This is a genomic window from Streptomyces cellostaticus, assembly GCF_023630175.1.
Lineage (GTDB): Bacteria > Actinomycetota > Actinomycetes > Streptomycetales > Streptomycetaceae > Streptomyces > Streptomyces cellostaticus_A.
In genome coordinates this window covers 73,778-86,745 of record NZ_JALLIN010000013.1, presented here as the reverse complement: position 1 = coordinate 86,745, position 12,968 = coordinate 73,778, and the positions used below count along the sequence as shown (strand labels likewise).

Below are 12,968 nucleotides of genomic sequence, written 5' to 3'. Positions count from 1 at the left end.
CCCCTCCTGTGGTTGCGCGGCCGGTGGAGACGTCATGCCCCCAACAGGCCCCGGGGATACCCGAGTTCGGCTTGAGGTTAGGTCCCTGGCCGGTCAGGGGTGGTCCGCGCATCGACAGGGCACGGTCGCACGACGGTCGCATCCGGTCACAAGAGGACTCAACAGAACACACGAGACCGCGGAGGAACGCCGGAGAGTCCCTGATCGCCGGTCAGGCCGCGCGGATCGCGTCCTCGATGCCCGGGAACGCGAACGTGAACCCCGACTCCAGCAGCCGCTTCGGCAGCACCCGCTGACTGCCCAGCACGTCCCCGGCCATCTCGCCCAGCGCCGCCCGCAGCACCGGCTCCGGCACGGCGAACAGGGTGGGCCGGTGCAGCACCCGTCCCATCGCCTCCGTGACCTCACGGTTCGTCAGTGGCTGCGGCGCCGTCAGGTTGAACGGCCCGGACGCGGTGCCGTCGTCGATGAGGTGCCGGATCGCGGCGACCTCGTCGTGCAGCGCGATGTACGACCAGTACTGCCGCCCGTTCCCCAGGCGCCCCCCGAGCCCCGCCTTGAACAGCGGGAACAGCCGGCCCCAGGCCCCGCCGCCCCGCGCGACCACCAGACCCGTGCGCAGGAACACCGTGCGCACCCCCGCCTCCCGCGCGGGCGCCGCGGCCTCCTCCCACTCCACGCACAGCGAGGGCAGGAAGCCGTCACCGGGCGGCGCGTCCTCGTCCACCGCACGGTCACCGGTGTCGCCGTAGATGCCCATCGCGCTGCCGCTCACATACACCCGCGGCGGGGTGTCCAGCGAGGCCACCGCCTCCGTCAGCGCGGCCGTGCCGAGCACCCGGCTGTCCCGGATCAGCCGCTTGTACTCCGGCGTCCAGCGCCGGTCGCCGATGCCCGCCCCGGCGAGGTTGACCACCGCGTCACAGCCGGCCAGCCCGGCCGCGTCCACCTGCTGCCGCTCGGGGTCCCAGCGGACCTCGTTTCCGTCCCGGGGCGCGCGGCGGACCAGGCGCACCACCTCGTGCCCGTCCGCGGTCAGGGACCGCACCAGGGCGCTGCCGATGAGACCGGACGCACCGGCCACCGCGATTCGCGAACGTTCCATGCGCCCATCCTTCCCCGCCGACGCCGTTCCTCCCCGGCCCGCTCGAGGACTGTCCCGCGATCCCCGGCGGGCGCACGACGACGGCCGCGGCACCTCGCCGCGTCGTCGGCCCGCCCGAGGACGCCCGGTACGAGGACGACCCCCCGCCCCGCTGCGCGCCGCATCCGACGCCGTGCGCCGACCCACCGGGGACCGCGGGACGGCCCTTAGGGTGACCTCCATGCCGTCCATACGCATCGCCCTGCCCGCCGACGAGGAGGCGCTGGCCCTTCTCGACCGGGCGGCCTGGTCCCCGCTGCACGCCGTACTGCCCGCACCGCGGCCTCCGTACCCGCCGTTCTTCGACGAGCACCACCGGCCCGGGGACTACCTCGTCGCCGAACTGGACGGGCGCATCGCCGGCTACATCCGCCTCGTCCCGCCCACCGCGCTGCCCGCCAACGCGCACGTCCGCCAGATCCAGGGCCTGGTCGTCTCCGGCGAGGCCCGCGGCAAGGGCGTCGGCGGGGCGCTGGTCCGGGCCGCCGTCCAGGAGGCGCGGGCCCGGGGCGCGCGCCGCCTCACCCTGCGCGTGCTCGGCCACAACGCCCCGGCCCGGCGGCTCTACGAGGCCCAGGGCTTCGCGGTCGAGGGCGTGCTCCCCGGGGAATGGCTGATCGAGGGCGCGTTCGTCGACGACGTGCTCATGGGACGCGCCGTCTGAGGCCCCGCCCCGGGGCGGTCCCGGGCCGTGCGCCACGGGCACCGTCGGCGAGTCCCGGCTGTCCGGCGACGCCGTGCGCGCCCTCCCGCCGCACCGGGCCCGGCCCGAGCGCATCCCGTGGGGGACTCGGGGCCCGGCACGCCCCTGGCCTCCGGCCCGGGGAGCCCGGAGCCCGCTCGTGACGCCGCGGGCCACGCCCTGCGGGAGTCCGGCGACAGGGCCTACGACGTGACGAGGTGCCCGGTGTCGACCGGCGCCGTGGCCGTGGCCCCGCTCGCGGCGTCGCCCGCCACCTCGTCCGCCGTCAGGGCGTACCCCGTCTCGCCGTCCGAGGTGGAGCGGGCGAAGACCACGCCGAACACCCGGCCCTCGGCCGACAGCAGCGGCCCGCCGGAGTTGCCCGGCAGGACCGTCGAGCGGATCGAGTAGATCTCCCGGGTCACCGTACGGGTGCTGTAGATGTTCTGCCCTCGCGCCCGCACCCGGTTCGCCACCGTGGCCGCCTGCAGGTCGAGGCCGCCGTCCTGCGGGTAGCCCGCGACCACCGCCGGTTCGCCGCGCACCGCGCTGTGGTCGAAGCGCAGCACCGGCGCGCGCAGCCGCGGCACGTACAGCACCGCCACGTCCCGGTCCGGGTCGAAGAGCACCACCCGGGCCGAGTAGGCCGGCCCGACCCCGCCCACCCGCACGCTCGGCTGGTCGATGCCCGCCACGACGTGCGCGTTGGTCATCACGTGGCGGGCCGCGTACACGAACCCACTGCCCTCCCGGCCCTCGGTGCCGGAGGCGCCCTCGATCTTGACCGAGCTGCGCCGGGCCGCGCTCGTCGCCGCGGACGTGACGTTGTCGCCGGTGGGCCTGGCCACCCGGGCCGTCGACTCGTTCTCGAACGGGTTGAAGACCTGCGGGAAGCCCGCCTCCGTCAGCGCGGACGTGGCCCGCGAGAACCACACCGGGGTGGTCGCGGGCATCGTCCCCTGGACCGCGCCCAGCACCGCCGAGTTCCGGATCGCCGCGGTCACCGCCGGCGAGGAGGAGGCGCCCAGCACACTCGCCGCGACCCAGGCCACGATCAGCACGGCGGCCGAGTTCGCCACCGCGCCCCCCGCCCCGTCCGCCACCCGCAGCGGACCCCGGCCCTCCCGGTCCAGCTCCCGCCGCAGCCGCAGCGCCGGCCGGGCCGCCAGTTCGTGTCCCACCACCCCCGGCACCAGCACGGTCAGCACCGCCAGCACGGTCGCCGTCGCCGATCCGCGCGCCGCGAGCCCGGTCACCCACGGCAGCACCCACACCCCGACCGCCGCGCCGCCCACGAACCCGGCCAGGGACAGGCAGCCGGCCACCAGCCCGCGCCGGTAACCGGACGTCGCGTACACGACGACCACCAGTGCGAGCACCAGGTCGAGCAGGTCCACGGAGCCGCCTTTCTCTCGGACCCCCTGAGATACGGACCGGGCGGCCCCGGTGATCAGTCACGCGCGTGCGTGAGCGGCCACCCGGACCGCGAACCGGCCACGTGTGCGTATATCCCCAGAAACGGCCTGGACAAGGACGATGGTTCCACCAGGTGGCACACCCCACATCGCGAGCCCGGCGCGGCGCGCGGACAGTGGGACCATGCGCGTCCCCCGAAGGGCACCGGGAACACGCGGACGACGGCCCGCCCACGTCCCCGGTGCCGTGCTGGTGCTGCTCGGCTGCCTCCCCGGCCTCACCGCCGTCCTCGCGCTGGCCCTGTGCGCCCGAGGCGTCGAGAGCGCCGCCCCGGTCCGCCTCGCCCGGCCCGGCGCGGACCCGGCGGCCCCGGCACACCACGCCGCCCGGCCGCGCATCCTGCCCCGATCCGTCTGGCTGGACCCGGCCGCCGCCCCGCGCAGCCAGCCGCCCCCGCGCTACGACGACAAGGTGGTCGCCGTCTTCGTCCACCACACCGACTCGCCCAACCGGTACGACTGCGCCGATTCGCCCCGCATCATCCGCGCCCTGTACGCCGGCCAGACCGGCGGCCGGAGCTGGGACGACATCGGCTACAACTTCCTCGTCGACCGCTGCGGCACCATCTACGAGGGCCGCGCCGGAGGCGTGGACCGCGCGGTCACCGGCGCCCACACCCAGGGCTTCAACCACCGCACCGCCGGCATCGCCGCCCTCGGCACCTTCACCGCCGGTGTGACCGTCCCGCGGGCCATGACCGACGCGATCGCCGCCCTGGCCGCCTGGAAGCTGGGCCTCGCCGACGTCGACCCGCGCGCCCGGGCCCACCTGGTCTCCAGCAACGGGCACAGCCGCTTCAAGGCGGGCACCGCCACCACCCTGCCCGCCGTCGCGGGCCACAACGAGGGCTACATGACCACCTGTCCCGGCGCCGCCCTGACCGCCCGGCTGCCCGAGATCAGGCGGACGGCGGCCCGGCTCCAGGGGAGGACGCCCGCGGCGGACCCGTAGCCGGCCCGTGATCCGCTCCGAGCCGCGCGCCCCGACACGGGCCCCGCTACTCCTTGAAGCGCTCCCACAGCCGGGGGTAGCGCTCGGCGAGCACCCGCTCGTTCTCGAAGGCGACCGCGGTGCCCTCCGGCTCGGCCTGCGCGGGGGCGATGCCGAGGTCCGGGGCGACCGTGCCGGTGAGCTGCTCGTACGCCTCGTCCGCCGCGTAGCCCAGCTCCTCGCCGTCCCCGTCGACCTCCTCGTCGAAGTCCTCCAGCAGGTCGGCCAGGGAGTCCGGGTCGTGCAGGGCCCCCTCGAAGACCTCCCGGCCCTGGCCGATCAGCCAGCACCGGAAGTAGTCGAACGCGTCGTCGCTGGCCCCGTCCAGCAGGACCCAGGCGGCACCCCACAGGTCCCAGTGGTAGGCCCGGTTGTACCGGGCCTCGAAGTGACGGGCGAAGTCCAGGACCTGCTCCGGGTCCAACTGGAGCAGCCGTTCCACGAGCAGGTCCGCCTGCTCCTCGGGGTCGCCCTCGGCGGACTCGCGGGCCGCGTCGATCAGCTCCCAGAACTCCGTCTCGTCCATCACGGCACCAGCATCGGGCCTCCACCGGTGGGGCGCACGTGGAGTGCGACGGATCGTTATCCGCCGTCCGCGCGCCCGTAGCGCGCGGCGAGCCGGGCCGCGTCCGCCGCGAACCGCTCCCGCAGAGCCGCCGGCGCCAGCACCTCCGCCTCCGGCCCCAGCGCCGTGAGCTGCTCGTGGGCCACCTCCTCCGACTCCACCGCAACGGTCACCGTCGTCCATCCCCCGGCGTCCGGCTCGCCCGCGGCCGCGAGCGCCTCGCGCGCGGCCACCGGGTCCACGGCGTACGGCAGCCTGCGCGCGCCCGCGGCGGACAGCCGCACGACGACCGCGGCGCGCAGGATCGACCGGGCGAACCGCTCGGCCTGACCGGCCCAGAACGACGGCAGATCGAAGTCCGGCACCCGGTCGAAGCGTGCCTCGAGGGCGGACACGGCGCCGAACCGGTCGATCCGGTAGGTCCGGAAGGCACCGTCGCCGGCCACGCGCGCGCACAGATACCAGACGCCGGCCTTCAGCACGAGCCCGTACGGCTCCAGCTCCCGTTCCACCGGTCGTTCCCCGCGCCGGTACACCGCACTGATCCGCCGGTCGGACCACACCGCCTCGGCGATCGGCGGCAGCGCCGCGGGCGTCCGCGGCTCCCTGAACCAGGCGGGCGCGTCCAGGTGGAACCGCCGGGCGGCGCTGTCCGGGGCGTCCCGCAGGGAGGGCAGCAGTGCGGCGGACACCTTCAGCCGGGCGGCACAGGCCGCGTCCTGCAGCCCCATCTCCCGCAGCGCGCCCGGCACCCCGCTCAGGAACAGCGCCTCGGCCTCGGTGCGCGCCAGGCCCGTCAGCCGTGTCCGGTACCCGCCGACCAGCCGGTAACCCCCGGCCCGCCCCCGGTCCGCGTAGACCGGTACGCCCGCCTCCGACAGCGCCTGCGCGTCCCGGGTGACCGTCCGCTCCGAAACCTCCAGCTCCCGCGCCAGTTCGGCGGCGGTCATGGAGGGCCGGGACTGCAGGAGGAGCACCATCTTGATGAGGCGGGCGGCACGCATGGCCCTCATGATGCCGGGGGCCACCGACAGCGGAAGGGGTACGGCGACCGCCGTACCCCTTCCGGAAGAAGCCGCCGGCTACAGCCCGTACTTCTCGCGGGCCTCCTTCACCGCCGCCGCCTTGACCTCGCCGCGCCTGGCGAGCTGGGCGAGCGCGGCGACGACGATCGACTGGGCGTCGACGCCGAAGTGGCGGCGGGCCGCCTCACGGGTGTCGGACAGGCCGAAGCCGTCCGCACCCAGCGAGGACCAGTCCTGCTCCACCCACTGGGCGATCTGGTCCGGGACCTGGCGCATGTAGTCGGAGACGGCCAGCACCGGGCCCTCGGCGCCCTGCAGCGCCTGCTGGACGTACGGCACCCGCTCCTCGCCGCGCAGCAGGGCCGCGTCGGCGTCCAGGGCGTCGCGGCGCAGCTCGGTCCAGGAGGTCGCGGACCACACGTCGGCGGCCACCCCCCACTCCTCGGCCAGCAGCTTCTGGGCGTCGAGGGCCCAGTGGATCGCCGTGCCCGAGCCGAGGAGCTGGATGCGCGGGGCGTCGGCCGGGGCGGTCACGCCCGCGGACTCCGCCGTGTTGAAGCGGTACAGGCCCTTGACGATGCCCTCGTCCACACCGGGGGTGCCCGGCTTGGCCGGCTGCGGCAGCGGCTCGTTGTAGACGGTCAGGTAGTAGAAGACGTTCTGGTCCTCGTCCGGCTGGGCCTCGCCGTACATCCGGCGCAGGCCCTCGCGGACGATCACCGCGACCTCGTAGGCGAAGGCCGGGTCGTAGCTGAGCGCGGCCGGGTTGGTGGCCGCGATCACCGGGGAGTGGCCGTCGGCGTGCTGCAGGCCCTCGCCGGTCAGCGTCGTGCGGCCCGCCGTGGCACCCACCAGGAAGCCGCGGCCGAGCTGGTCGCCGAGCTGCCACATCTGGTCGGCGGTGCGCTGCCAGCCGAACATCGAGTAGAAGATGTAGAACGGGATCATCGCCTCGCCGTGCGTCGCGTACGCGCTGGACGCGGCGATGAAGTCGGCCATCGAACCGGCCTCGGTGATCCCCTCGTTGAGGATCTGGCCGTTCTCGGCCTCCTTGTAGTACATGAGCTGGTCGCGGTCGACCGGCTCGTACGTCTGGCCCTTCGGCGAGTAGATGCCGAGGGAGGGGAAGAGGCTCTCCATGCCGAAGGTGCGCGCCTCGTCCGGGACGATCGGCACCCAGCGCCTTCCGGTCTCCTTGTCGCGGACCAGGTCCTTGACCAGGCGGACGAACGCCATGGTGGTGGCGACGTTCTGCGAGCCGGAGCCCTTGTCGAAGGCGGCGAAGGCCTTGGCGGCGGGGGCGGGCAGCGGGGCCAGCGGGTGGACGCGGCGGGCCGGGGCCGGACCGCCGAGGTCCGCGCGCCGCTCCTGCAGGTAGCGGACCTCGGGGGAGTCGGCGCCCGGGTGGCCGTAGGGGACCACGCCGTCGGCGAAGTCGCTGTCCTTGATCGGCAGGTCGAGCAGGTCGCGCATCGCCTTGAACTCGTCCACCGAGAGCTTCTTCATCTGGTGGTTGGCGTTCTTCGACGCGAAGCCGCTGCCGAGGGTGTGGCCCTTGACCGTCTGGGCGAGGATCACGGTCGGGGCGCCCTTGTGCTCGACGGCCGCCTTGTACGCGGCGTGGACCTTGCGGGCCTCGTGACCGCCGCGGGACAGGTGGAAGCACTCGAGGATCTTGTCGTCGCCGAGCAGCTTCGCCATCTCCACGAGCGCCGGGTCGGCGCCGAAGAAGTCCTGGCGGATGTAGGCGGCGTCGCGCGTCTGGTACGTCTGGACCTGCGCGTCCGGTACCTGGCGCAGACGGCGTACGAGCGCGCCGGTGGTGTCGAGCTGGAACAGCTCGTCCCAGGCCGAACCCCAGAGGGTCTTGACGACGTTCCAGCCGGCGCCGCGGAACTGGGCCTCCAGCTCCTGCACGATCTTGAAGTTGGCGCGGACCGGGCCGTCGAGGCGCTGCAGGTTGCAGTTGATGACGAAGGTGAGGTTGTCCAGTTCCTCACGGGCGGCCAGCGCGAGTGCGGCCGTCGACTCGGGCTCGTCCATCTCGCCGTCGCCCAGGAAGGCCCAGACGTGGGAGGCGGAGACGTCCTTGATGCCGCGGTTGGTCAGGTACCGGTTGAAGCGCGCCTGGTAGATCGCGGAGAGCGGGCCGAGGCCCATCGACACCGTCGGGAACTCCCACAGCCAGGGCAGCCGGCGCGGGTGCGGGTAGGAGGGCAGGCCGTTGCCGCCGGACTCCTGGCGGAAGTTGTCGAGGTGTCCCTCGTCGAGCCGGCCGTCGAGGAAGGCCCGGGCGTAGATGCCGGGGGAGGCGTGGCCCTGGATGTAGAGCTGGTCGCCGGAGCCGTCCCGCTCCTTGCCCCGGAAGAAGTGGTTGAAGCCGGTCTCGTAGAGCCAGGCCGCGGAGGCGAAGGTGGCGATGTGGCCGCCGACGCCGTGCTTCGCGCCGCGGGTCACCATGGCGGCCGCGTTCCAGCGGTTCCAGGCGGTGATCCGGGCCTCCGTCTCCGGGTCACCGGGTACGTCCGGTTCGGCGGAGGTGGGGATGGTGTTGACGTAGTCCGTCTCGAGGAGCTTCGGCAGCGCGACGCCGCCCGCCTCGGCACGCTCCAGCGTGCGCCGCATCAGGTAGGCGGCGCGGTGCGGCCCGGCCTCCCTGGCCACGGCGTCCAGGGAGGCCTGCCATTCGGCGGTCTCCTCCGGATCGCGGTCCGGGAGCTGGTCGAGCGCGCTCGGCTGGATGGCGTGGGGGTCGGTCATGTCGCCGCCTTCCTCAGTCGAAGGGGGTTCCCTCATCGGCAGGGGTTCGGGGGTTGCCCTCGGTCTTTGGCAGGACAGGGCAGGCGGACCTCGGTGGAGGTCCGCCGGAGACTCTAACTCCGTGATCGATGATCGATCAAAGGTTGGAGGGGGAAAACTTCTCGATATCGAGAAAGTCGGCACCCGGTGCCTCGGACGAGGGCACCGAGTGTCGCCTCTGGCGGGGGTTTTCGCAGGTGGGGTGGCGTCTGAGCGGGGGTGCGCTCGGCTGCGTCAGGCGCGCGGAGCGCAGCCCAGGACGTGGGCCTTGACCAGCTCGGCGATCCGGGGGTCACGGCGCTTGAACGCCTGGACCAGTTCCTCGTGCTCCTCCGCGTAACTCTGCTGGACCGTGCCCAGCCAGCGGATGGACAGCGCCGTGAACACCTCGATGCCCAGGCCCTCCCAGGTGTGCAGCAGCACCGAGTTGCCCGCCGCGCGGACCAGCTCCCGGTGGAAGCCGACCGTGTGCCGCACCTGGGCCGTGCCGTCGGCCGTGCGGTCGGCCTGGTACAGCGCCAGGACGTGCGGTTCCAGGGCCGAGCAGTCCCCGGCGAGACGGTCGGCCGCGAGCTCCGCCGCGATGGCCTCCAGGCCGGCCCGGACGGGGTAGCTCTCCTCCAGGTCGGCGGCGGTGAGGTTGCGGACCCGCACCCCCTTGTTGGGGGCCGACTCGATCAGGCGGAGGGACTCCAGCTCGCGCAGGGCCTCCCGTACCGGGGTCTGGCTGACCTCCAGCTCGGTGGCGATCCGCCGCTCGACGATGCGCTCGCCCGGCTGCCAGCGCCCGCTGACGATTCCCTCCACGATGTGCTCGCGGATCTGTTCGCGCAGCGAGTGGACGACGGGCGCGGTCATGGGGGCTCCTCCCAGGGGCTGACGATTAGACAATACGGCGGGTTCGCGCCACGGAGCGGGCGCGCGGGGGTGCTGGAACGCAGGTGAGACGAGGCTTACACGGCGCGCACCCCGACAAACGCGAACACCCCGCCCGGATCGCTCCGGACGGGGTGCCGCACTGCCTGAGCAGGGAGATCAGAGGCCGAGCTCGACCTCGAACTCGCCCGCCTCCAGGATCGCCTTGACCGCCGACAGGTAGCGGGCCGCGTCGGCGCCGTCCACCAGGCGGTGGTCGTAGGAGAGGGTCAGGTAGGTCATGTCGCGGACGCCGATGACCGTGCCCTCCTCGGTCTCGATGACGGCCGGACGCTTGACCGTGGCACCGATGCCGAGGATCGCGACCTGGTTCGGCGGCACGATGATCGTGTCGAACAGCGCGCCGCGCGAGCCGGTGTTGGAGATGGTGAAGGTCGCGCCGGACAGCTCGTCCGGGGTGATCTTGTTGGCGCGGACCTTGCCGGCCAGGTCGGCCGTGGCCTTGGCGATACCCGCGATGTTGAGGTCGCCGGCGCCCTTGATGACCGGGGTCATCAGGCCCTTCTCCGAGTCCACCGCGATACCGATGTTCTCGGCGTCGAAGTAGGTGATGGTGCCCTCGGCCTCGTTGATCCGGGCGTTGATGACCGGGTGGGCCTTCAGCGCCTGGGCGGCGGCCTTGACGAAGAACGGCATCGGGGAGAGCTTGACGCCCTCACGGGCGGCGAAGGAGTCCTTCGCCTTGCCGCGCAGCTTCATCAGACGGGTGACGTCGACCTCGACGACCGACGAGAGCTGGGCCTGCTCGTGCAGGGCCTTGACCATGTTGTCGCCGATGACCTTGCGGATGCGGGGCATCTTGACGGTCTGGCCGCGCAGCGGGGAGACCTCGAGCGCCGGGGCCTTCTTGGCGGCGGCCGGGGCGGCGGCGGGGGCCGGCGCCGCGGGAGCCTTCGCGGCCTCGGCGGCGGCGAGGACGTCCTGCTTGCGGATACGGCCGCCGACGCCGGTGCCCTTGACGTCGGCCAGGTCGACGCCGTTCTCGGCGGCGAGCTTGCGCACCAGCGGGGTCACGTAGGCGCCCTCGTCGGTGGCCTGGGTGGCCGTCGGCGCGGTCGGCGCGGCAGCCGGGGCGGCCGGGGCCGGAGCCGGAGCCGGGGCCGGAGCCGGGGCCGGAGCCGCGGGCTGGGCCGGTGCCTCGGCGGCGGGCTGGGCCGGGGCCGGGGTGGCCGGGGCCGGGGCGGCGGGAGCGGCCGGAGCCGGGGCCTCGGCGGCGGGCGCCGGGGCCGGGGCGGCCGGAGCCGCGGCCGGGGCGGCGCCCGGGGCGCCGATGACGGCGAGCTTGGCGCCGACCTCGGCGGTCTCGTCCTCGTTCACCACGATCTCGAGCAGCACGCCGGCGGCGGGCGCCGGGATCTCGGTGTCGACCTTGTCGGTGGAGACCTCGAGCAGCGGCTCGTCGGCCTCGACGGAGTCGCCGACCGACTTCAGCCAGCGCGTGACGGTGCCCTCGGTGACGGACTCACCGAGCGCGGGCAGGACCACGTCGGTGCCCTCGGCGCCACCGGCCGCAGCGGCCGGGGCCTCGGGGGCCGGAGCCGCGGGCTGGGCCGGTGCCTCGGCCGCCGGAGCGGCGGGGGTTTCGGCGGCGGGGGCCTCCTCGGCGGCCGGGGCCGGGGCGGCCGCGGGGGCGCCGGAGCCGTCGTCGATGACGGCCAGCTCGGCGCCGACCTCGACGGTCTCGTCCTCGGCGACCTTGATGGAGGCCAGCACGCCGGCGGCGGGCGAGGGGATCTCGGTGTCGACCTTGTCGGTCGAGACCTCGAGCAGCGGCTCGTCGGCCTCGACGCGCTCGCCCTCGGCCTTCAGCCAGCGGGTGACAGTGCCCTCGGTGACGCTCTCACCGAGCGCCGGAAGGGTTACGGAAACCGCCATGGTTTCGGTTGCTCCTTACGAATTGCGGAAAGTCTGTGTCGTCGCGCCCGTTGACCGAAGGCTCAGTCGTGGGAGTGCAGCGGCTTGCCGGCCAGCGCCAGGTGCGCCTCGCCGAGGGCCTCGTTCTGCGTGGGGTGGGCGTGGATGAGCTGGGCGACCTCGGCCGGCAGCGCCTCCCAGTTGTAGATCAGCTGGGCCTCGCCGACCTGCTCACCCATGCGGTCGCCGACCATGTGGACGCCGACGACGGCACCGTCCTTCACCTGGACGAGCTTGATCTCGCCCGCGGTGTTGAGGATCTTGCTCTTTCCGTTGCCCGCCAGGTTGTACTTCAGAGCGACGACCTTGTCCGCGCCGTAGATCTCCTTGGCCTTGGCCTCGGTGATACCGACGGAGGCGACCTCCGGGTGGCAGTACGTCACCCGCGGGACACCGTCGTAGTCGATCGGGACGGTCTTCAGACCGGCCAGACGCTCCGCCACCAGGATGCCCTCGGCGAAGCCGACGTGCGCGAGCTGGAGCGTCGGGACCAGGTCACCGACGGCGGAGATGGTCGGAACGTTGGTACGCATGTACTCGTCGACCAGGACGTAGCCGCGGTCCATGGCGACGCCCTGCTCCTCGTAGCCCAGGCCCTGGGAGACCGGGCCGCGGCCGACGGCGACCAGCAGGACCTCGGCCTCGAACTCCTTGCCGTCGGCGAGGGTGACCTTCACACCGTCCTGGGTGTACTCGGCCTTCTGGAAGAAGGTGCCCAGGTTGAACTTGATGCCGCGCTTGCGGAACGCGCGCTCGAGCAGCTTGGAGCTGTTCTCGTCCTCGACCGGGACGAGGTGCTTCAGGCCCTCGACGACCGTGACGTCGGCGCCGAAGGACTTCCACGCCGAGGCGAACTCGACGCCGATGACACCGCCGCCCAGGATGATCGCGGACTTCGGCACGCGGTCCAGGACGAGGGCGTGGTCGGAGGAGATGATCCGGTCGCCGTCGATCTCCAGGCCCGGCAGCGACTTCGGCACGGAGCCGGTCGCCAGCAGGACGTGGCGGCCCTGGACGCGCCGGCCGTCCACGTCGACGGAGGTGGGGGAGGACAGCCGGCCCTCGCCCTCGATGTACGTCACCTTGCGGGAGGCGACGAGCCCCTGCAGGCCCTTGTACAGGCCGGAGATGACACCGTCCTTGTACTTGTGGACCCCGGCGATGTCGATGCCCTCGAAGGTGGCCTTGACGCCGAACTGCGCGCTCTCGCGGGCCTGGTCGGCGACCTCGCCGGCGTGCAGCAGAGCCTTGGTGGGGATGCAACCCCGGTGCAGGCAGGTGCCGCCGACCTTGTCCTTCTCGATCAGGGCGACGTCCAGGCCCAGCTGCGCCCCGCGCAGGGCCGCGGCGTAACCACCGCTACCACCGCCGAGGATCACTAGGTCGAAAACGGTGCTGGCGTCGTTCGCCACGTCACGTCCTCCATGCATGTGCGCC

Annotated in this window: 10 protein-coding genes; 2 read left to right on the top strand and 8 right to left on the bottom strand. The window is 73.5% G+C overall.

From position 1 onward, the window contains the following. Positions 1–211 precede the first annotated feature (211 nt). Positions 212–1,105, bottom strand: coding sequence for a TIGR01777 family oxidoreductase (locus tag MXD57_RS10925; RefSeq protein WP_250401155.1), 894 nt, complete (start codon positions 1,103–1,105; stop codon positions 212–214). Positions 1,106–1,325: 220 nt separating this feature from the next. On the opposite strand from MXD57_RS10925, the gene MXD57_RS10920 reads away from it, so the two are divergent. Then, positions 1,326–1,808 (top strand): GNAT family N-acetyltransferase, encoded by a 483-nt coding sequence (locus MXD57_RS10920; RefSeq protein WP_250401154.1) that lies wholly within the window; start codon positions 1,326–1,328, stop codon positions 1,806–1,808. 221 nt (positions 1,809–2,029) lie between these two features. Here MXD57_RS10920 and MXD57_RS10915 read toward each other — a convergent pair whose 3' ends face one another. Beyond that, positions 2,030–3,223, bottom strand: coding sequence for a MarP family serine protease (locus MXD57_RS10915; protein ID WP_250401153.1), 1,194 nt, complete (start codon positions 3,221–3,223; stop codon positions 2,030–2,032). A gap of 202 nt (positions 3,224–3,425) precedes the next feature. Between MXD57_RS10915 and MXD57_RS10910 the strand changes: the two genes are divergently transcribed. Beyond that, positions 3,426–4,253: a peptidoglycan recognition protein family protein gene (locus MXD57_RS10910; RefSeq protein WP_284505365.1), complete on the top strand. Its 828-nt coding sequence runs from the start codon at positions 3,426–3,428 to the stop codon at positions 4,251–4,253. 46 nt (positions 4,254–4,299) lie between these two features. Here MXD57_RS10910 and MXD57_RS10905 read toward each other — a convergent pair whose 3' ends face one another. From MXD57_RS10905 to lpdA, 6 genes are all read right to left on the bottom strand, one after another. Continuing rightward, positions 4,300–4,818: a DUF4240 domain-containing protein gene (locus tag MXD57_RS10905; RefSeq protein WP_250401202.1), complete on the bottom strand. Its 519-nt coding sequence runs from the start codon at positions 4,816–4,818 to the stop codon at positions 4,300–4,302. A gap of 56 nt (positions 4,819–4,874) precedes the next feature. Further along, complete coding sequence (locus MXD57_RS10900) at positions 4,875–5,861, bottom strand: helix-turn-helix transcriptional regulator (RefSeq protein WP_250401152.1); 987 nt, start codon at positions 5,859–5,861, stop codon at positions 4,875–4,877. Positions 5,862–5,939: 78 nt separating this feature from the next. Continuing rightward, positions 5,940–8,642, bottom strand: coding sequence for a pyruvate dehydrogenase (acetyl-transferring), homodimeric type (aceE, locus tag MXD57_RS10895; RefSeq protein WP_250401151.1), 2,703 nt, complete (start codon positions 8,640–8,642; stop codon positions 5,940–5,942). Between the two features lie 273 nt (positions 8,643–8,915). Beyond that, entirely contained in the window at positions 8,916–9,539 is a 624-nt protein-coding gene (locus tag MXD57_RS10890; protein WP_250401150.1) for a GntR family transcriptional regulator, read from the bottom strand. A gap of 177 nt (positions 9,540–9,716) precedes the next feature. After that, a complete protein-coding gene (gene sucB, locus MXD57_RS10885; protein ID WP_250401149.1) occupies positions 9,717–11,492 on the bottom strand; it encodes a 2-oxoglutarate dehydrogenase, E2 component, dihydrolipoamide succinyltransferase in 1,776 nt (591 codons plus the stop codon). Positions 11,493–11,554: 62 nt separating this feature from the next. Beyond that, the gene (gene lpdA, locus MXD57_RS10880; protein ID WP_250401148.1) at positions 11,555–12,943 is read right to left on the bottom strand and encodes a dihydrolipoyl dehydrogenase; all 1,389 of its coding nucleotides are present in this window, start codon (positions 12,941–12,943) and stop codon (positions 11,555–11,557) included. Between the last annotated feature and the right edge of the window lie 25 nt (positions 12,944–12,968).